Origin of the sequence: Klebsiella sp. KPN54798, assembly GCF_021184225.1 — a bacterium.
In the GTDB taxonomy this organism is placed as follows: Bacteria; Pseudomonadota; Gammaproteobacteria; order Enterobacterales; family Enterobacteriaceae; genus Klebsiella; species Klebsiella pneumoniae.
Genome location: NZ_CP089234.1, coordinates 3,463,532 through 3,482,707, shown reverse-complemented (window position 1 = coordinate 3,482,707; position 19,176 = coordinate 3,463,532). Strand labels below are relative to the sequence as shown.

Annotated in this window: 17 protein-coding genes; 10 read left to right on the top strand and 7 right to left on the bottom strand. The window is 56.1% G+C overall.

What is annotated here, in order from left to right; all coding sequences use genetic code 11:
* Positions 1-102 precede the first annotated feature (102 nt).
* Both pyrD and zapC read left to right on the top strand, forming a co-directional pair.
* Positions 103-1,113 carry a quinone-dependent dihydroorotate dehydrogenase gene (pyrD, locus tag LPQ25_RS16905; protein WP_002898303.1) on the top strand — a complete coding sequence of 337 codons (1,011 nt, stop codon included), beginning with the start codon at positions 103-105 and terminating at the stop codon, positions 1,111-1,113.
* A gap of 169 nt (positions 1,114-1,282) precedes the next feature.
* Positions 1,283-1,825 (top strand): cell division protein ZapC, encoded by a 543-nt coding sequence (gene zapC, locus LPQ25_RS16900; RefSeq protein WP_002898308.1) that lies wholly within the window; start codon positions 1,283-1,285, stop codon positions 1,823-1,825.
* Here the strand turns inward: zapC and LPQ25_RS16895 are convergent.
* Positions 1,822-2,931: a YcbX family protein gene (locus tag LPQ25_RS16895; RefSeq protein ID WP_004179196.1), complete on the bottom strand. Its 1,110-nt coding sequence runs from the start codon at positions 2,929-2,931 to the stop codon at positions 1,822-1,824. The genes zapC and LPQ25_RS16895 overlap by 4 nt on opposite strands.
* Positions 2,932-3,030: 99 nt before the next feature.
* Between LPQ25_RS16895 and rlmKL the strand changes: the two genes are divergently transcribed.
* The 6 genes from rlmKL (at position 3,031) to rmf (ending at position 10,950) form a co-directional block, all read left to right on the top strand.
* Positions 3,031-5,136, top strand: coding sequence for a bifunctional 23S rRNA (guanine(2069)-N(7))-methyltransferase RlmK/23S rRNA (guanine(2445)-N(2))-methyltransferase RlmL (rlmKL, locus tag LPQ25_RS16890; RefSeq protein ID WP_014907888.1), 2,106 nt, complete (start codon positions 3,031-3,033; stop codon positions 5,134-5,136).
* 12 nt (positions 5,137-5,148) lie between these two features.
* Positions 5,149-7,056, top strand: a complete 1,908-nt coding sequence (locus tag LPQ25_RS16885; protein ID WP_004147848.1) for an ABC transporter ATP-binding protein — start codon at positions 5,149-5,151, stop codon at positions 7,054-7,056.
* Positions 7,057-7,070: 14 nt separating this feature from the next.
* Positions 7,071-8,339, top strand: a complete 1,269-nt coding sequence (pqiA, locus tag LPQ25_RS16880; RefSeq protein ID WP_004147849.1) for a membrane integrity-associated transporter subunit PqiA — start codon at positions 7,071-7,073, stop codon at positions 8,337-8,339.
* A complete protein-coding gene (gene pqiB, locus LPQ25_RS16875) occupies positions 8,329-9,966 on the top strand; it encodes an intermembrane transport protein PqiB (protein ID WP_014907887.1) in 1,638 nt (545 codons plus the stop codon). The genes pqiA and pqiB overlap by 11 nt, the downstream gene beginning before the upstream one ends.
* A complete protein-coding gene (pqiC, locus tag LPQ25_RS16870) occupies positions 9,966-10,529 on the top strand; it encodes a membrane integrity-associated transporter subunit PqiC (RefSeq protein ID WP_002898392.1) in 564 nt (187 codons plus the stop codon). Before pqiB ends, pqiC begins: the two co-directional genes overlap by 1 nt.
* A 253-nt stretch (positions 10,530-10,782) precedes the next feature.
* The gene (gene rmf, locus LPQ25_RS16865) at positions 10,783-10,950 is read left to right on the top strand and encodes a ribosome modulation factor (protein WP_002898396.1); all 168 of its coding nucleotides are present in this window, start codon (positions 10,783-10,785) and stop codon (positions 10,948-10,950) included.
* A 68-nt stretch (positions 10,951-11,018) separates the two neighbouring features.
* On the opposite strand, the gene fabA is transcribed toward rmf, so the two are convergent.
* A complete protein-coding gene (fabA, locus tag LPQ25_RS16860) occupies positions 11,019-11,537 on the bottom strand; it encodes a bifunctional 3-hydroxydecanoyl-ACP dehydratase/trans-2-decenoyl-ACP isomerase (protein WP_002898398.1) in 519 nt (172 codons plus the stop codon).
* A gap of 69 nt (positions 11,538-11,606) precedes the next feature.
* Positions 11,607-13,364 carry an AAA family ATPase gene (locus LPQ25_RS16855; RefSeq protein WP_014907886.1) on the bottom strand — a complete coding sequence of 586 codons (1,758 nt, stop codon included), beginning with the start codon at positions 13,362-13,364 and terminating at the stop codon, positions 11,607-11,609.
* Between the two features lie 185 nt (positions 13,365-13,549).
* Between LPQ25_RS16855 and matP the strand changes: the two genes are divergently transcribed.
* A complete protein-coding gene (gene matP, locus LPQ25_RS16850) occupies positions 13,550-14,002 on the top strand; it encodes a macrodomain Ter protein MatP (RefSeq protein ID WP_002898404.1) in 453 nt (150 codons plus the stop codon).
* A gap of 131 nt (positions 14,003-14,133) precedes the next feature.
* On the opposite strand, the gene ompA is transcribed toward matP, so the two are convergent.
* The 3 genes from ompA to LPQ25_RS16835 form a co-directional block, all read right to left on the bottom strand.
* Positions 14,134-15,204: a porin OmpA gene (ompA, locus tag LPQ25_RS16845; RefSeq protein ID WP_002898408.1), complete on the bottom strand. Its 1,071-nt coding sequence runs from the start codon at positions 15,202-15,204 to the stop codon at positions 14,134-14,136.
* A gap of 352 nt (positions 15,205-15,556) precedes the next feature.
* A complete protein-coding gene (sulA, locus tag LPQ25_RS16840; protein WP_002898418.1) occupies positions 15,557-16,066 on the bottom strand; it encodes an SOS-induced cell division inhibitor SulA in 510 nt (169 codons plus the stop codon).
* Between the two features lie 42 nt (positions 16,067-16,108).
* Positions 16,109-16,324 (bottom strand): hypothetical protein, encoded by a 216-nt coding sequence (locus LPQ25_RS16835; RefSeq protein ID WP_009485781.1) that lies wholly within the window; start codon positions 16,322-16,324, stop codon positions 16,109-16,111.
* Positions 16,325-16,414: 90 nt separating this feature from the next.
* On the opposite strand from LPQ25_RS16835, the gene LPQ25_RS16830 reads away from it, so the two are divergent.
* Positions 16,415-17,011, top strand: a complete 597-nt coding sequence (locus tag LPQ25_RS16830; RefSeq protein WP_004179217.1) for a TfoX/Sxy family DNA transformation protein — start codon at positions 16,415-16,417, stop codon at positions 17,009-17,011.
* A gap of 13 nt (positions 17,012-17,024) precedes the next feature.
* Here the strand turns inward: LPQ25_RS16830 and yccS are convergent, their stop codons facing one another.
* Positions 17,025-19,160 (bottom strand): YccS family putative transporter, encoded by a 2,136-nt coding sequence (yccS, locus tag LPQ25_RS16825; RefSeq protein WP_002898422.1) that lies wholly within the window; start codon positions 19,158-19,160, stop codon positions 17,025-17,027.
* Positions 19,161-19,176 lie beyond the last annotated feature (16 nt).

Genomic DNA, 19,176 nt, shown 5'->3' with positions numbered 1-19,176 from the left:
TTTGCGCTGATGGGGGATTTTTTGTCGCAGGTCAATTCCCTTTCCGCAACAGATCGCACATAATACGCCCCCGGTTTGCACACCGGGAATCCAGGAGAGTTCATGTACTACCCCTTCGTTCGTAAAGCCCTTTTTCAGCTCGATCCTGAGCGCGCTCATGAAGTTACCTTTCAACAATTACGCCGTGTCACCGGGACGCCGCTGGAAATGCTGGTTCGCCAGAAGGTACCGGCCAGGCCTGTCACCTGCATGGGGCTAACCTTTAAAAACCCGCTGGGTCTGGCGGCCGGGCTGGATAAAAATGGGGAATGCATTGACGCGCTGGGCGCGATGGGGTTTGGTTCGATTGAGATCGGCACCGTGACGCCGCGTCCGCAGCCGGGCAACGATAAGCCAAGGATCTTCCGTCTGGTTGATGCCGAGGGATTGATCAACCGCATGGGCTTTAATAACCATGGCGTCGATAACCTGGTTGAGAACGTGAAAAAGGCGCATTTTGACGGCGTGCTGGGTATCAATATCGGCAAAAATAAAGATACGCCGGTTGAGCACGGGAAAGATGATTACCTGATTTGTATGGAAAAAGTCTATCCGTACGCCGGGTATATCGCCATTAATATCTCCTCGCCGAATACCCCAGGGCTGCGCACGCTGCAATACGGCGAAGCGCTGGATGATTTACTCTCCGGTATTAAAAATAAGCAGCTCGAGCTGCAGCAGAAGCATCAAAAATATGTCCCGGTCGCCGTAAAGATCGCGCCGGATCTTTTACCTGAGGAATTGATCCAGGTTGCCGATAGCCTCGTGCGTCATAATATTGATGGCGTGATTGCAACCAATACCACCCTCGATCGTTCCCTGGTTCAGGGAATGAAACATTGCGATGAGACCGGCGGGCTTAGCGGTCGTCCATTACAATTAAAAAGCACTGAAATTATCCGTATGCTCTCCGCTGAGCTGAATGGCCGTTTGCCTATCATCGGCGTGGGCGGCATTGATTCGGTGATTGCCGCGCGGGAAAAGATTGCCGCCGGGGCATCGCTGGTGCAGATCTATTCTGGATTTATTTTTAAAGGTCCGCCGCTGATTAAAGAAATTGTTACCCACATCTAATCTTTTCCTCCTCTGAATCCCACCCAGGGCTTTATTTCCGGCCCTGGTTGTTTTATATTCCCTCACTGTTGCTTATTTAAACATTTTAGACTTTTCTTAATTTTAGAAAATATTCTGCGGTAAGTCGCAACAACTTTGCAGAGGCGTATGAAAGGGGACAGGGGGAAAAATGCGGATTAAACCTGACGATAACTGGCGTTGGTATTACGATGAAGAGCACGACCGCATGATGCTCGATCTGGCCAATGGCATGTTATTTCGCTCGCGCTTCGCCCGGCGCATGCTGACTCCGGATGCCTTTGCCCCTTCGGGATTTTGCGTTGATGACGCCGCGCTCTATTTCTCTTTTGAAGAAAAATGTCGCGATCTCGAGCTATCGAAAGAGCAGCGGGCGGAATTAGTCCTTAACGCGCTCACCGCCATCCGTTTTCTCAAACCGCAGATGCCGAAAAGCTGGCACTTTATCGCCCATACCCATCACTGGCAGCCGAGCGGCGGCGACGCCGCCTGCGTTTGGCTGAGCGATACCGGCGAGCAGGTGAATTTACTGGTGGTGGAGCCGGGCGATAACGCCGCGCTCTGTCTGTTGGCTCAGCCGGGTCTCACCCTTGCCGGCCGCGTCATGCAGCTGGGCGATGTCATTAAAATCATGAATGACAGACTGCAGCCGGCGCAGAGCGCGGTCAGCTACAGTCTGGGGCAGGCGGTTTAAGGCGCCAGGCGTAGCGCTGTTTTCGGTACACAGCTGCAGGCGAGAATAGTGCCATCTCCGGCAACCGCGTTTTTCTTTAACGGACTCACTTCTCCCTCTTCCAGCCGGATGCGGCAGCTGCCGCAGATCCCCGCCCGACACGAATAGGGTACGCGAATGCCCTGTTGTTCCAGTTGCTCCAGCAGCACCTGCTGGTTATTGCCGGTAAACTGTTGACCCTGCCATTCGATGGCAACCGTAGCCTGCTGCTGCGCCTCGGGAGCCGGGGTATCGTCGCTTTCACCTGCCCCGTAGGCTTTCGCCGGGCCGCGGGTAAGGATTTCCACTTCATCTCCCACCCGGATCACCCCGCTGTTGCGGGCAATCAGGTTCTGGCCAAAATCGACATCGCCATTGTCCAGCGCGGTACGAAAACGCTTTAAGGTTTCCAGCGGCTCCCCGGCGGGATGCTTCTGACCGCGCTCCGGGCTGACGGTGGTAAAAATGCAGCGGCTGCACGGCTTAGCGACATCAAACACCACCTCGCCGATGCGGATCACTTTCCAGCTATCTTCATCCCAGGCCGCCGCGCCGGTGACCACAAGGTTAGGGCGAAACTGTTCTATGCTTACGCTGGCCGGGCAGCGCTGTTGCAGATCGCGCAGGGAGGCCTCGTTAGCCAGCAGGTAAGGGTAGCCGTCGGCGAAGGAGAGCGGCACCGCATCATGGCGCTTTACCCGGCGGGTTAGCTGCGGCCCCAGCCAGCGCAGCTGGACATCGCGCTTGAAAAAGCCGCTGAGCCACTGGTTAACGGCGGCGGGCGCGATGAGGGCGGTAAAATGGTTGCCCCAGACTTCGGTCGGCTCGGCCTGCGTGGCGAAATCGCTAAAACGCACCACGGCGCTGCTGCCGTCCGGTGCGGTCAGGTGAAGGCCATCATGCAGCGGCGCCGGAATAAATTTCACCATTTGCGGAAACTGGCGAGCGGTAATAAAGGTCCCGTCGGTTTCGGTGACCATAAACAGGCGATCGAAGGCCAGGCCGCTGATATCAGCAAAGGCGTGGGTCAGGCCCATGCCGCGCATGGATTTAACAGGATGAATAAAAAGTCGCGATAGCGTTACCATACGCTGCCTCCGGGTTCCAAAAATAAGCCTATAACTTTATGACATAGGGCACATATTGGCTATAATGCGCACCAATTTTCTTTAAGTAAAAGTGACGATATGAATTCTCTGTTTGCCAGTACGGCTCGTGGGCTGGAAGAGCTGTTAAAAACTGAACTGGAAGGGCTTGGCGCGACGGACTGCCAGGTAGTCCAGGGCGGGGTCCATTTTCAGGGGGATACGCGCCTGCTGTATCAAAGCCTGATGTGGAGCCGGCTGGCTTCGCGCATCATGCTGCCGCTGGGCGAATGTCGCGTATACAGCGATCTGGATCTGTACCTCGGCGTACAGGCCATTCCGTGGACGGAGATGTTCAACCCTGGCGCCACCTTCGCGGTGCATTTTAGCGGCCTCAATGACGAGATCCGTAACAGCCAGTACGGCGCGCTGAAGGTTAAAGACGCCATTGTCGACAGCTTCACCCGTAAGAATCTGCCGCGCCCGAACGTCGATCGTGAGTCGCCCGATCTGCGGATCAACGTCTGGCTGAACAAAGAGACGGCGCACATCTCGCTGGATCTGAGCGGCGAAGGCCTACACCTGCGCGGCTATCGCGATGGTACCGGAATGGCGCCGATCAAAGAAAATCTCGCGGCGGCGATCGTCATGCGCTCTGGCTGGGTACCGGGTACGCCGCTGCTCGATCCGATGTGCGGCTCCGGTACCCTGCTGATTGAAGCGGCGATGCTGGCGACCGACCGCGCGCCGGGCCTGCACCGCGGCCACTGGGGCTTTGGCGGCTGGGCGCAGCACGATGACGCCATCTGGAAAGAGGTGAAGGCGGAAGCGCAAACCCGCGCTCGTCAGGGATTGGCAGCGTATGAGTCACGCTTCTACGGCTCAGACGTCGACGTGCGCGTAATCGAGCGCGCGCGCCGCAACGCCCGCCGCGCCGGCATTGGCGAGCTGGTCGATTTTGACGTGAAAGACGTCGCCCAACTGAACAACCCGCTGCCGAAAGGCCCGTACGGGACGGTGATCAGTAACCCGCCGTACGGCGAACGTCTGGAAAGCGAGCCAGCGCTGATCGCTCTGCACAGCCTGCTTGGCCGGATAATGAAAAGTCAGTTCGGCGGCTGGAACCTGTCGGTATTCAGCGCTTCGCCGGAGCTGCTGAGTTGCCTGCAGCTGCGTGCCGACAAGCAGTTTAAAGCCAAGAACGGCCCGCTGGACTGCGTGCAGAAGAATTATCACCTGGCGGAGAGCGAAGGCGGCAAGCCGGCGATGCTGGCGGAGGATTTTGCTAACCGTCTGCGTAAGAACCTGAAGAAGTTTGAAAAATGGGCCCGCCAGGAAGGAATCGAATGCTATCGCCTGTACGATGCTGATCTACCGGAATACAACGTGGCCATTGACCGCTATGCCGACTGGGTGGTGGTCCAGGAGTATGCCCCGCCGAAAACCGTCGACGCGCATAAGGCGCGCCAGCGTCTGTTCGACATCATCGCTGCGACTATCGCCGTACTGGACATGGCGCCTAACAAGCTGGTGCTGAAAACCCGTGAACGGCAGAAGGGGAAAAACCAGTATCAGAAGATGGCGGAGAAGGGCGACTTTATTGAGGTACAGGAGTATAACGCGCGCCTGTGGGTCAACCTCACCGACTACCTGGATACCGGTCTGTTCCTCGACCACCGTATCGCCCGTCGCATGCTCGGCCAGATGAGTAAAGGTAAGGACTTCCTGAACCTGTTCTCCTATACCGGCAGCGCCAGCGTCCACGCAGGCCTCGGCGGTGCGCGATCCACCACCACGGTGGATATGTCACGCACCTACCTGGAGTGGGCGGAACGCAACCTGCGTCTCAATGGCCTGACCGGCCGCGCGCATCGCCTGATGCAGGCGGACGTGCTGGGTTGGCTGCGGGAGAGCACCGAGCAGTTCGATCTGATCTTTATCGATCCGCCGACCTTTTCCAACTCCAAACGAATGGAAGATGCGTTTGACGTCCAGCGCGATCACATTCGCCTGATGACCGATCTAAAACGTCTGCTGCGAAAAGGCGGCACCATTATGTTCTCGAATAACAAACGCGGTTTCCGTATGGATCATGACGGGCTGGCTGCGCTTGGCCTGAAGGCGCAAGAGATTTCGCAAAAAACGCTGTCGCAGGATTTTGCCCGCAACCGTCAGATCCACAACTGCTGGCTGATTACCGCAGCCTGAAAGGAATAAATAATGTCACTGATTAGTATGCACGGCGCCTGGCTTTCCTTCAGCGATGCGCCGCTGCTGGATAATGCCGAGCTGCATATTGAAGATAACGAACGCGTCTGCCTCGTCGGACGCAACGGCGCCGGTAAATCTACCCTGATGAAGATCCTCAACCGCGAACAGGGGCTGGATGACGGACGCATCATTTATGAACAGGACCTGATCGTGGCGCGTCTGCAGCAGGATCCGCCGCGTAACGTTGCTGGTACGGTATACGATTTTGTCGCCGAAGGGATCGCCGAGCAGGCGGCTTATCTGAAAGCCTACCATGACGTGTCGCATCAGGTGATGACCGATCCGAGCGACAAAAATTTAAATGAACTGGCGCGCCTGCAGGAGCAGCTCGATAACCTGGGACTATGGCAGCTGGACAGCCGCATTAACGAAGTGATTGAGCAGCTGGGCCTTGACGCCAATGCGCAGCTGGCGTCGCTGTCCGGTGGCTGGTTACGTAAAGCGGCGCTGGGCCGCGCCCTGGTCAGTGGGCCGCGCGTGCTGCTGCTGGATGAGCCCACTAACCATCTCGATATCGAAACCATCGACTGGCTGGAAGGTTTCCTGAAAACCTTTAAAGGCACGATTATCTTTATTTCGCATGACCGTTCCTTTATCCGCAATATGGCGACGCGCATTGTCGACCTCGATCGTGGCAAGCTGGTGACCTATCCGGGAAATTACGATCAGTATCTCCTCGATAAAGAAGAAGCCCTGCGGGTCGAAGAACTGCAGAATGCAGAATTTGACCGCAAGCTGGCCCAGGAAGAGGTGTGGATCCGTCAGGGTATCAAAGCGCGCCGGACCCGTAACGAAGGCCGAGTCCGCGCGCTGAAGGCGATGCGCCGCGAGCGCGGTGAGCGTCGGGAAGTGATGGGCAGCGCGAAGATGCAGGTTGAGGAGGCTTCCCGTTCCGGCAAAATCGTCTTTGAGATGGAAAACGTCAACTATCAGGTTGACGGCAAAGTGCTGGTGAAGGATTTCTCCGCACAGATCCAGCGCGGCGACAAGATCGCCCTGATCGGCCCCAACGGCTGCGGGAAAACCACGTTGCTGAAGCTGATGCTCGGCCAGCTGCAGGCCGACAGCGGGCGGATCCATGTTGGCACCAAGCTGGAAGTCGCCTACTTCGACCAGCACCGCGCGGAGTTGGATCCGGATAAAACGGTGATGGACAACCTGGCGGAAGGCAAACAGGAGGTAATGGTTAACGGTAAGCCACGTCATGTGCTGGGTTATCTACAGGACTTCCTGTTCCATCCGAAACGAGCGATGACCCCGGTACGTGCGCTTTCCGGAGGGGAACGTAACCGCCTGCTGCTGGCCCGGCTGTTCCTGAAACCCAGCAATCTGCTGATCCTTGATGAACCGACTAACGACCTCGATGTTGAAACGCTGGAGCTGCTGGAAGAGCTGATCGATGGCTATCAGGGGACCGTGATGCTGGTGAGCCACGATCGTCAGTTTGTCGACAATACCGTGACCGAGTGCTGGATCTTCGAAGGCGGCGGTCGTATTGGCCAGTACGTCGGCGGCTATCACGACGCCCGCGGTCAGCAGGCCCAGTCTTTGGCGCAAAAGCAGACGGTCGTTAAAAAAACGACGGAAGTCGCTCAGCCAAAAGCAGAAACTGTCAAACGCGGCGGGAACAAACTAAGCTATAACCTGCAGCGCGAGCTGGAACAACTGCCGCAGAAGCTGGAGGCTCTCGAGGCCGAACTGCAGACGCTGCAGGATCAGGTTGCCGATCCCGATTTCTTCGGGCAACCGCACGATCGCACGCAGCAGGTGCTGGCGCAGCTGGCCGAAGCGGAGCAGGCGCTGGAAGCGGCCTTTGAACGCTGGGAATATCTCGAAGGATTAAAGAACGGCGCCTGAGCCGAGGAGTTGTCATGTGCGATCATCATCATGCTGCGCGACATATTCTATGTCCCCAATGTGATTTGCTGGTGGCTTTGCCGCAGCTTGAGCATCGCCAGAAAGCCGCCTGCCCGCGCTGCGGTACAACGTTAACCACCACGTGGGACGCGCCTCGCCAGCGTCCCACGGCGTATGCGCTGGTCGCGCTGTTTATGCTGCTGCTGGCCAACCTGTTCCCTTTTATCTATATGAAAGTGGGCGGCATCAGTAGCGAAATAGAGCTGCTGGAAATTCCCAACGTACTGTTTACCGAGGATTACGCCAGTCTCGGGACTTTCTTTTTACTCTTTGTTCAATTAGTGCCGGCGTTTTGCCTGGTCACCATTTTGCTGCTGGTTAATCGGGTCAGAATGCCTGCCGGCCTGAAGACGTTCCTTGCGCGAATTCTCTTTCAACTGAAAACCTGGGGCATGGCGGAGATCTTTCTTGCCGGCGTACTGGTGAGCTTCGTCAAGCTGATGGCCTACGGTGATATCGGCATCGGTCTGAGCTTTGTTCCCTGGTGTATGTTTTGCCTGCTGCAGTTACGTACTTTTCAGTGCGTCGACCGCCGCTGGCTATGGGATGATATTGCCCCCATGCCGGCCATTACCCAGCCGCTGAAGGTCGGGGTGACCGGTATCCGTCAGGGGCTGCGCTCCTGTGCCTGCTGTACGGCGGTGTTGCCGGTCGATCAGACCGTCTGCCCGCGTTGTAACAGTAAAGGAACGGCGCGGCGCAAAAATAGCCTGCAGTGGACGCTGGCGCTGCTGGTGACGTCATTTATCCTTTATCTCCCTGCCAACATTATGCCGATCATGATCACCGATCTGCTGGGCGATAAAATGCCATCGACCATTATGGCCGGGGTGATTTTACTGTGGAGCGAAGGTTCTTATCCGGTGGCGCTGGTGATCTTTATCGCCAGTATTATGGTGCCGACGCTGAAGATGATCGCTATCGCCTGGTTGTGCTGGAACGCCAACGGCAACGGCGCGCGAGATTCGGAGCGCATGCATCTGATCTATGAGGTGGTGGAATTTGTTGGCCGCTGGTCAATGATTGACGTTTTTGTCATCGCCGTGCTCTCTGCGCTGGTCCGCATGGGAGGGTTAATGAATATCTATCCAGCCATCGGCGCGGTCATGTTTGCGCTGGTGGTGGTGATGACCATGTTTTCAGCCATGACGTTTGATCCCCGTTTACTGTGGGATCGTGAGCCAGATTCAAGCCATGAGGAAATACAACAACATGGAAAATAAGAGCGGAGAAGCGAAAGTGCAGAAGGTGAAGAACTGGTCACCGGTGTGGATCTTCCCTATCGTCACTGCGCTGATCGGGGCATGGATCCTGTTTTATCATTACAGCCATCAGGGGCCTGAGGTCACGCTGATCACCACCAATGCGGAAGGGATTGAAGGGGGAAAAACCCGGATCAAGAGCCGCAGCGTAGACGTTGGGGTGGTGGAGAGCGCGACGCTGACCGACGATCTCACCCACGTGGAAATCAAAGCCCGCCTCAATTCCGGGATGCAGAAGCTGCTGCACAACGATTCCGTCTTCTGGGTGGTAAAACCGCAGGTTGGGCGCGAGGGGATCAGCGGTCTTGGGACATTGTTGTCCGGGGCCTATATTGAACTGCAGCCGGGAACGAAAGGTTCGGTGCCAGCGCAGTATCCGCTACTGGATTCTCCGCCGCTGGCCTCGCCGGATGCCAAGGGGATCCGTATTCTGCTGGAAAGCAGCAAGGCGGGCCAGCTGTCGCCGGGCGATCCGGTGTTGTTCCGCGGCTATCGCGTGGGGTCAGTGGAAACCAGCACCTTCGACACGCAGAAACGTCGTATAACTTACCAGCTGTTCATCAATGCGCCGAACGATCGCCTGGTGACCACCAACGTTCGTTTCTGGAAAGACAGCGGGATCGCTGTAGATTTGACCTCGGCGGGGATGCGCGTCGAGATGGGCTCGCTGTCGACGCTGTTTGGCGGCGGGGTGAGCTTCGATATTCCTGAAGGACTGGACCTCGGCGAGCCGGTGGCGAATAAAACGGAATACCATCTGTTTGACGATCAGAAGAGCATCCAGGATTCAGTCTTTACCGAGCATATCGATTACGTCATGTTCTTCAAAGACTCGGTTCGCGGCCTGCAGCCGGGCGCGCCGGTGGAGTTCCGCGGTATCCGTCTGGGCACCGTCGGCAAAGTGCCGTTCTTTATTCCGGGGCTGAAGCAGCGTTTGAACGATGACTATCGTATTCCAGTGGAAGTGCGGGTTGAACCGCAACGGCTGATTAATCAGCTTGGCGGCGATCCGAATATCCGCGCTCACATTGACGATCTGATCAACCGCGGACTGCGCGGCTCGCTGAAAACCGGTAACCTGGTGACCGGCGCGCTGTATATCGATCTCGACTTCTATCCGAAGGCGCCCCCGCGCGGGAAAATACAGGAGTTTAACGGCTATCCGATTATCCCGACCATCAGCGGTGGACTGGCACAGATCCAGCAGCGTCTGATGGATGCGCTGGATAAGATTAATAACCTGCCGATTAATCCGCTGCTGGAGCAGGCGACCAGTACCCTGGCGCAGAGCGAGAAGACGATGCAGCACGTGCAGACCACGCTGGATAATCTGAATAAGATCACCTCCAGCCAGTCAATGCAGCAGCTGCCCGCCGATATGCAGATGACGCTGCGTGAACTGAACCGTAGCATGCAGGGCTTCCAGCCGGGCTCTGCGGCCTACAATAAGATGGTGGCCGATATGCAGCGTCTGGATCAGGTGCTGCGTGAGCTGCAGCCGGTTCTGAAAACGCTAAATGATAAGAGCAATGCGCTGGTATTTGAGGCGAAGGATAAAAAAGATCCACAGCCGAAGGGAGCGAAATAATGAAAAAATGGTTACTGGCGGCAGCCGTATGCGTACTGACGGCGTGCAGTAGCGGCGGGGAAAGCAAGACATACTATCAGCTACCGGTTGTGCAGGGCGGCGCGCAGAGCGCCGCCAGTCAGGGGGCACGTCTGCTGTGGGTAGAGCAGGTCAGCATCCCGGATTATCTGGCGGGTAACGGGGTGGTCTATCAGACCACCGACGTGCAGTATGTGATCGCCAATAATAATCTGTGGGCCAGTCCGCTGGATCAGCAGCTGCGCACTACGCTGGTGGCAAATCTCAGCCAGCAGTTGCCCGGCTGGGTAGTGTCGTCCCAGCCGCTGGGGAGCGAGCAGGATACCCTCAACGTTGCGGTCAATGGCTTTCATGGTCGCTATGACGGGCGGGTTATCGTTAGCGGTGAGTGGCTGCTGAAGCATCAGGGACAGCTGATTAAGCGCCCGTTTAACATCGTCCTCAGGCAGGAACAGGATGGTTATGACGCGATGGTCAAGACCCTGGCGCAGGCGTGGAGCCAGGAGGCGGCTGCCATTGCCAGCGAGCTTAATCGTCTGCCATAAGTAAAATTCATCATAATGATCTGCCGCGCGGTTCACCTGGGCCGCGCGGCATTTTTTTTGCCAGGTCAGTTTGTTACCGGCGGCTGCGCCGAGCGAACAAAAAATGAACTCTTATATAGGTCACAAATATGACACTGGCGTGAATTTTGCGCATTGACGTTGCCTTCTTTTCGCGGTATTCGTAACCCGTGGCTGCACAATTTGCGACCACTGTTTTCTTTTCCACCAGATCAAAGAATGAGGGAAACGAGGCATGAAGAGACAAAAACGAGATCGCCTGGAACGGGCACACCAACGCGGATATCAGGCGGGTATCGCGGGAAGATCGAAAGAAATGTGTCCATACCAGAGCCTGAATCAACGCTCATGGTGGCTGGGAGGCTGGCGAGAAGCCATGGAGGACAGGGTACTAACGGCCTGACACTGTCTCTTTAAAAAAGAAGCCTCCGCATAGCGGGGGCTTCGCCTTTTAATCGCTACTGAATGTTATCAGAAAGCGGAAGTATCCTGGAACAGACCCACTTTCAGATCGTTCGCGGTGTAGATCAGACGATCGTCAACCAGCACTTCACCATCCGCAAGTCCCATAATCAGACGACGGTTAACAATGCGCTTGAAGTGGATGCGGTAGGTGACTTTTTTCGCGGTCGGCAGAACCTGACCGGTGAATTTCACTTCGCCAACGCCCAGCGCGCGGCCTTTGCCTTCGCCGCCCAGCCAGCCAAGATAGAACCCGACCAGCTGCCACATAGCATCCAGGCCCAGGCAGCCCGGCATCACCGGATCGCCGATAAAGTGGCAACCGAAGAACCACAGGTCAGGATTGATGTCGAGTTCTGCCTCAACATAACCTTTATCGTAGTTACCACCGGTTTCGGTCATTTTGATGACGCGGTCCATCATCAGCATGTTTGGTGCCGGTAACTGCGGGCCTTTCGCGCCGAACAGTTCACCACGACCAGAGGCAAGAAGATCTTCTTTTGTATAGGATTCGCGTTTATCTACCATGTTTTCAGTAAGCCTTATTTTAAGTTCGGGACGCAGGATAGCTAACACGTGTAAGCTGAACAAGTCCGATCAGTTAGAACTTGTCCCACCTAACCAGCGTAGCGGCCACGGAAAACGATGGCGAGTCTCTTGCTGGGTCGCCTGCGCTATCCGCTCCTGAATGGTTTGTCGCAGCGTCTGTCCTTCACCGTCCCACATCAGCTGGGTCAACATCGGCAGCGCTTCGGTAATATCGTCAATGGCCCAGATAGCAAACTGGTTGTCGGCAACGGCCTGACGTAGCTCGTGGCTCAGGCTGAGATGACGAACGTTGGCGGCAGGGATAATCACTCCCTGTTTGCCGGTTAAACCGCGCTGCTGACAGATAGTGAAGAAGCCTTCAATTTTCTCGTTCAGGCCGCCGACCGGCTGCACGCGACCAAACTGGTCGACGGAGCCGGTGATCGCGATGCTCTGATTTATCGGTACGTTGGCCAGGGCGCTGATTAAGGCGCAGAGTTCCGCCATGGAGGCGCTGTCGCCATCCACTTCACTGTAGGACTGCTCAAAGGTCAGCGAAGCACTGAAGGGAAGCTGCTGCTCCAGCTCCAGCTCGGACATCAGAAAAGCCTGCATGATCATCATGCCTTTCGCATGAATGTTACCGCCCAGCTCGGCTTTACGTTCGACGTCGATAAATTCGCCATCGCCAATGTGCACGACGCAGCTGATGCGTGAAGGTTCACCGAACGCGCGTGGATGACCGGGGAATTCGATCACCGACAGGGCGTTGATCTGCCCGACGCATTCGCCTTCGGTTTCAATCAGGATCTGTTCCTGCAGGATTTCATCCTGCATACGCTCCGCCAGGTAGCCTTCACGCCATACCCGGCGCGCCAGCATGGTCTGCATCGCTTCGCCGGTAATCTCCTCTCCTTCGCAGAAGGCGGCGGCCTCCCGCAGCTGGCGGGTTATCCATAGCGGACTGAGCGGCAGGGTCTCCTGATCGCCGGTATAGCGCGTTCCCTCATCGATCAGCAGAGGCCAGGCATCGGCTGCCGGGCCCGGCAGCGCCAGCTGCTGCGCATTCTGCCATACCCACTGGCACCAGGCCTTTAGCGTGTCGGCGTCAGCAAACTGCAGAGTGTCTTCATACTCGCTATAGATCGCCTGCGCAGCCAGCTCCGGCTCCATTTCCTGGAAATCGGCCAGCGATTCGCGTTCGCCCACCAGGATGATTTTCAGACTCAGCGGCATGGAGGGAATGCTGACCGGCAGCGGACGCGATTCATCCATAGAAAGCCAGTCAAAGCGCTGACGAGTCACCATATTTTTCAGACGCACCCACAGCAGCGGTTGCGCCAGCAGTGTACGTAGCGAAAGCACAAGCACGCCGCCGTTGGCCTGATGGACCAGCCCAGGCTGGAGGGTGATTGCACCGTTAAACTGGCGTACGCAGCCAAACAGCTGTTCCGCTTCTACCCAATCGGCCATCACGACCGGGGCAGTGCTGGCGAAATTATCCTCAGCGCCCTGCGCCGGTGCGAGCGTCACCTGAGCGTCGGTTACCTCATAGCGGACGCCGTAAAGCGGTGCGGCAGGCTCGTGCAGAGTCCGGGTTTCAGCCGCCAGCCATTGCAGATATTCCGGCTCTTCAGGGGCTTTCACCAGCATGAAGGAGGAGACTGCCGGCGTGTACAGCAGCTGCTCAAGCCCATAGAACAAACGCGGCTGCAGATCGCCCGAGAGGGAGGGGGCCGGATGGGAAAGTTCAGCTTGAGCAAACAGCGCCTGGTAAGCTTCCAGATCAGGCGCAAGGTCGGTTCGGGTCAGTTTCGTAATGGTCAAAGTCGCTGTTTTTTAGTTAGATGTAAAGCGCGCAATTATACCTGATGCCGCGACCGAGCACACGGAGGATTATGGTTACCCTGATGATTACCCGGTCGCAGACTTCACGAATAATGATTTATATTCAGCACATCAGAAAAAAACTGATATCCTGAAATGAGTTACACGGTCACATTGAGATCGCAATGAAATATCAACAACTGGAAAATCTTGAAAGCGGCTGGAAATGGAAATATCTGGTAAAGAAACACCGGGAAGGTGAGCTGATTACCCGCTACATTGAGGCCAGCGCTGCGCAAGCTGCGGTAGATGACTTGCTGACGCTCGAGAATGAACCTGTGCTGGTGCATGCCTGGATTGAGCAGCATATGAATCCGGCGCTGATGAACCGCATGAAGCAGACTATCCGAGCGCGACGGAAACGCCATTTTAACGCTGAGCATCAGCATACGCGTAAGAAGTCTATCGACCTTGAGTTTGTCGTTTGGCAGCGTCTTGCTGGCCTGGCGCAGCGGCGGGGCAAAACCTTGTCTGAAACCATCGTCCAGCTGATTGAAGATGCCGAGCACAAAGAGAAATATGCCAGCAAAATGTCGAGCCTGAAGCACGATCTGCAGGTACTGTTAGGGAAAGAATAGCCAGGTAAGAGCGTCGACCCGCCTGCCGGTGGTTGCCTTGGCCGGGGACTGCTTCACAGCTCTCAGCCGCTGAAGTGGGCGAGAGGGCATAAAAAAAACCCGCCGAAGCGGGTTTTTTTATCGGTTATAACTTAAGCCGCCGGCTGAGTTACAACTTCTTTGTAGCCTTTAACTTCGATCTCTACACGACGATCCGGAGCCAGGCAATCGATCAGGGCAGCGCGAGCTTTCACGTTGTCGCAGGTGTTGCCAGTAACCGGGTTGGATTCACCCATGCCGCGAGCGGAGATTTTGCCAGCCGGGATGCCTTTAGCAACCAGGTAGTCAACAACGGACTGAGCACGTTTCTCAGACAGCTGCTGGTTGTAAGCTTCGGAACCGATGCGGTCGGTGTAGCCCAGAACAACAGCGGAACCGTCTTTCGGATCCATGTTGCTCAGCTGAGTGTACAGCTGATCCAGAGCCTGCTGACCTTCCGGTTTCAGGGTAGCTTTGTTGAAGTTGAACAGAACGTCAGACTTCAGGGTGAAGTGCTTGGTAGCCACTTCCGGAGCCGGAGCCGGAGCCGGAGCAACAACCGGTGCAGCATCTTCCTGACCGAAGCGGTAGGAAACGCCCAGGCTCAGCATGCCGTTATCAGGACGGGTACCCACAGTGCCCGCGTCGCCGATGTTGTTAACCCACTGGTATTCCAGACGGGTAGCGATGTCACGAGTAACAGCCCACTCTACGCCGCCAGCAAATACTGGGGAAACGCCAGTGTCGTGTTCGCTACGGGAAACGCCGGTAGAAGCGTAGTTGCCTTTGGAGTCAGCGCGCCAAACCATGCCGCCCAGACGGGTGTAGATGTCCAGATCGTCAGTGATCGGGTAACCCAGTTTAGCGGTCAGCTGAACGCCCTGAGCTTTGAAAGCACCGTTGTCAACGCTGCCTTTATATGCCATACGGCCCAGCCAGTCATAACCCATTTCGAAACCGAGGTACGGGTTAACCTGGTAACCACCGAACGCACCAGCACCAAGCTGATCGTTACGGGTCGGACCGTTGTTGTTCTGGAAACCGTTACCGTAGAAACCGGTGTCGTGATACTGGGACCAACCCAGTTTACCACCTGCATACCAGGTGTTATCTTTCGGAGCGGCCTGCGCTACGGTAGCGAAGCCAGCCAGTGCCACTGCAATCGCGATAGCTGTCTTTTTCATTTTTTGCGCCTCATTATCATCCAAAATTCGCCATGAAGTTACAAAAGACCTCACGGTTAAATCCTTCACCGGGGGCGTGACTTGTTGTTAACTATGCTGATACATGCAGCGTAAGCCGATCACCCCTGGCGATGTAAAGTCTACAACTTAGTTCGAAACTTACAAGTGTGAACTCTGTCAGGCATATGAAAAAAAAGGGTTGTGTACACAATATTTAACAAATATGGTTGATTTTCGTACACGAAAAAAAGACAGAAATCCCCGTGTGGCAGGCATTCCGCGAAAAAGACCATAAAAAACGCTGTACCTTTCCCAGCGGTAAAAAAAATTCCAGGAATAATCCTAATTTCACTCAATGATACAAATTTGAGTGAATTTTTAGCCCGCTGAGTTGTCTGCCGAGCGTGCCCTGATTTCGCACCGGGCGCATGATGAATCCCATCGCGGACCCTACCTGGGCAGCGTTAACGAGACGTTCGTGTTCGTCAGCGGTTAACTCCTCCGCCAGCCAGCAGATAACCACACTATAATTACCCGTGCGCAGGGCACGGATCATTGAGTCTATGGTATGGCTGGGAGAGAGCTGGCTAATTTGCATGACCTTGGACAGCGGCAGACCGGCGGACTGAACCCATTCGCGGCTGAGCTTTTGTTGCGGCGTGAGCCACAGCTGCCAGCGCGACTGTTGACCCAGCTGCTGTAATAAAGGTAGCAGCAATAACTGCGTCATCATGGGTTGATCTTCACGATAGACAATTTCACTGATCAGCCCATTGGTGTTCTGTTCGCCAGAACGATGAGCGTAGTGGCCTGCCGGAGCAGAAGCCTGTGCTGAACGGTTTGCGTGAGCTGAAGTAAACATAGTCTATCCCGCCTTTAGTTACTGTATGCATATACAGTATCTTCACCAGGGGAAAAGATCAACCGCAATTTGCCATTTTGCTGCCGGGAATTTAATCGCTTCTCGTGGTTCCTTATCTGTCAAAAGAAGCCCCTGCATTATCCAATCCTTAACGCGCGCTAATGGTTTCATTTCTCCCTGTCGATTGCTGCAACGCTTGCGATTTTCTGAAAGCGTCTCGCAAAACCGCATTCTGGTGAAAAAGTCGGCGAAAATCATCTTGCTGCTGCCCGGGAAGTCCCTTATGTTTTCTCTTAGCGGATCCGTTAACAACTTAAGTTTAATTACATGATTAACAAAGGAATGATCATGAGAAAACTAGTTTGTCCGCGGCTCCCGCAATTTCAGGCCTGCGTCTCACCGCTGGGTCAACTGCATACTCGTCCGCTCTTTGGCGGCTACAGCCTGGCTATTGATGATACGGTATTTGCGATGGTGGCCGAGGGGAACATTTATCTGAAGGCCTGCGAGCAGAGCGCTGCTTATCGGGTGGAACATCGTAATCCTCTGTTAACGCTGCGCCGACACGGCCGCATAGTGCCGCTGAAGTATTATCAAATTGACGACACTTTATGGCGCGATGAGCAGCAGCTTTTTCGGCTATCGCTACTGTCGTGGCAGAGTGCGCAGCGCGAAAAGAACTGCCGACGGGCGTCGGGCCGCCTGAAGGATTTACCCAATATCAGCTTTCATATGGAATTGCAGCTGATTCACGCGGGCATACCGGACGTTAGGACGTTGCGGGAAGTTGGTGCGCAGGAGGCATGGCTGAGGCTACGCGTAAATAATGCTTCTTTATCGCTGAGCGTATTGCTGGCGCTGGAGGGGGCGATTGCCGGGGTACATGCCGCCGCGCTCCCGACGCCACGGCGTCAGGAGCTTCTCGAATGGGCGGCTACCCGGTAGCGGAAAAGCCTTGTTATTCGGTTTGGGCGTGGACCCGTTGCTGCAGGCGGCAGATTTCAGGCAGCAGCGCCAGCAGCAGGCCAATCTGCTGTAAGACCAAGGGTTCCTTACTGTCCGCGCGCGGTTCCAGATGATGGATCCGGCTTTGCAGGCTGTTCAAAGCCTGTTGCACCCGCTGTTCATCCGCGGGGGTATGGTGCAAGGCGTCATCCACATAACAGACTGCATCATCCAGCAGGGCGAGGATTTCCGGCGTGGACAGTTTTTCCCGATGCGCGCCAAGAGCGGAGATGTAGCTGGTGAACGTGTGGTTAAGGCATAGCAGACGAAAGGCGGTTTCTCGCTGGGTGGCATCCGCGCGTGGTTCAGTCGATAAGTTAGAGACGACGGAGGCCAGCTCAGCATCACGGTTGTAGGCGTCACGACGCGCGACACGGTAGGCCAGCCGGTTGTCGCGGCCCTGATGATACTGCTCCAGAATCGCGTCCAGATAGCGGCAGTTCGCGTTCATTGCCCGGTCCAGCACCCGCGGCAGGTTGCGGAATTTCCAGTCCGGCCAGATGAAGCTGACCGCTGCCCAGGCGATGGCGCAGCCGATCAGCGTATCAATGATACGCGGCAGCGCGACTTCAAAGCCCTCGCCAAGCAGGTTAAAGCACAGCAGCACCAGCAGCGTAATAAACATCGTGGCATGGGCGTACTGCACGTTACGGAAGGCAAAAAACAGCACGCCGGTCAGGACGATCAACAGCAGTTGCCCTTCAACAGAGGGAACCAGCAGCAGGACCGGCAGGCCGATCGCCACCCCAACCAGCGTGCCGATAATCCTTAGCGCCAGGCGATGGCGGGTGGCGTTATAGTTCGGCTGACAGACGAACAGGCTGGTTAGCAGGATCCAGTAGCCATGCTGGAGCCCGGTAAACTGAATAAAGGCATAGCCGGCGCAGAGCACCAACGACATACGTACTGCGTGGCGGAAAAGGGCCGACTCTGGCGACATATTGCGCTGCAGGCGCAGCCAGATATCGCTCAGACCGCCAAGTCTGTCGTCGGCCAGCAGCGTCTCGGTATTACTCCCGGCAGGCGCGGTGGTTTGCACCGATTCAATGGTGGCCAGCTGAGCATCGATAGCGCGCAGGTTATTCAGTAAATACCCGAGGGCGTTGAGCTGCTCGTCGGATGCGCCGCCGGCGCGCACGCGCTCAAGTGCCGCATCGAGATGCATGAACGCCCGTTCAAAATGGGCATCATGCTGATAGGGTTCGCGTAACAGAATCGCCCGCGACAGTTTCTGGCAGGCCTGCGCCTGCATCGAAAGCATTCGCTGGAAACGGAACATCACATCGCTATAGCGAAATTGATCGCGTAGGGTTTGATACTGAATATGCGATGAGCTGGCGCGTTCATGAATATCCTGGGCCACAAAGTAGTACTGCAGGGTGCGGCGGGTGCCGCGCTGGCCCCGATCGCCTCGCAGTCGGGTTAGCAGCGAGACCTTGGTTTGGTTAAGCGTAGCTACCAGCTGGCCATTAGCGAGCGCCAGATCGTACAGCGGCGCCTGGCTCTCATCCTCAAGGTCAGGATCAAACAGCCGGGATTTGAGCTCAAGATAGCGGGCCAGCTGCTCATAGCTACGCGCCAGGTTGTCCTGCAATGGACGAATCGGAAAGATCAGGTGCCCGGACAGCGTCAGCAGGTTGTACCACACTGCCCCCGCCAGCAGGAACAACGGCTGCAGATACCAATGATCGTACAGCGTGACGCCGAGCATGGTGTAGATGGCGATAAGCAGGGCGCCGAAGGCAATGGTCGCATAGCGCTGACCGAGGCCGCCAAGCAAAATAAAGCCGATGGTAGACACGGTTAAACCAAGGGCAAACAGCGGCGGCCACGGAAACAGCAGCTCCACGGAGGCGGAGGCGATAAAAAAGCAAACCAGAGTAATGGCAAGATTACGCAGACGGCCGGCCAGACGGTCGTCAAGGTCGGTCAGAGCCGCAGCCACGACGCCGAGGGTGAGGGGGATGGTCAGTTTGACTTCGCCGATCCACCAGGGAAACAGCGTTGTGCCGCAGAGCGCGATAAAAATTCGTACGTTATAAAGCCAGGCGCTGTTCCAGGTGTAGCGGCGTAGCAGGGGGCTAATCATGTCCGTGTTCCGTTCG

Excerpts from the sequence above, each read along its gene's own strand:
- yccS (WP_002898422.1), bottom strand. The coding sequence starts at position 19,160 with ATGATTAGCCCCCTGCTACGCCGCTACACCTGGAACAGCGCCTGGCTT.
- rmf (WP_002898396.1), top strand. The coding sequence starts at position 10,783 with ATGAAGAGACAAAAACGAGATCGCCTGGAACGGGCACACCAACGCGGA.
- ompA (WP_002898408.1), bottom strand. The coding sequence starts at position 15,204 with ATGAAAAAGACAGCTATCGCGATTGCAGTGGCACTGGCTGGCTTCGCT.
- matP (WP_002898404.1), top strand. The coding sequence starts at position 13,550 with ATGAAATATCAACAACTGGAAAATCTTGAAAGCGGCTGGAAATGGAAA.
- pqiA (WP_004147849.1), top strand. The coding sequence starts at position 7,071 with ATGTGCGATCATCATCATGCTGCGCGACATATTCTATGTCCCCAATGT.
- pyrD (WP_002898303.1), top strand. The coding sequence starts at position 103 with ATGTACTACCCCTTCGTTCGTAAAGCCCTTTTTCAGCTCGATCCTGAG.
- LPQ25_RS16835 (WP_009485781.1), bottom strand. The coding sequence starts at position 16,324 with ATGATTTTCGCCGACTTTTTCACCAGAATGCGGTTTTGCGAGACGCTT.
- LPQ25_RS16895 (WP_004179196.1), bottom strand. The coding sequence starts at position 2,931 with ATGGTAACGCTATCGCGACTTTTTATTCATCCTGTTAAATCCATGCGC.
- pqiB (WP_014907887.1), top strand. The coding sequence starts at position 8,329 with ATGGAAAATAAGAGCGGAGAAGCGAAAGTGCAGAAGGTGAAGAACTGG.
- zapC (WP_002898308.1), top strand. The coding sequence starts at position 1,283 with ATGCGGATTAAACCTGACGATAACTGGCGTTGGTATTACGATGAAGAG.
- pqiC (WP_002898392.1), top strand. The coding sequence starts at position 9,966 with ATGAAAAAATGGTTACTGGCGGCAGCCGTATGCGTACTGACGGCGTGC.
- rlmKL (WP_014907888.1), top strand. The coding sequence starts at position 3,031 with ATGAATTCTCTGTTTGCCAGTACGGCTCGTGGGCTGGAAGAGCTGTTA.
- LPQ25_RS16830 (WP_004179217.1), top strand. The coding sequence starts at position 16,415 with ATGAGAAAACTAGTTTGTCCGCGGCTCCCGCAATTTCAGGCCTGCGTC.
- sulA (WP_002898418.1), bottom strand. The coding sequence starts at position 16,066 with ATGTTTACTTCAGCTCACGCAAACCGTTCAGCACAGGCTTCTGCTCCG.
- LPQ25_RS16885 (WP_004147848.1), top strand. The coding sequence starts at position 5,149 with ATGTCACTGATTAGTATGCACGGCGCCTGGCTTTCCTTCAGCGATGCG.
- fabA (WP_002898398.1), bottom strand. The coding sequence starts at position 11,537 with ATGGTAGATAAACGCGAATCCTATACAAAAGAAGATCTTCTTGCCTCT.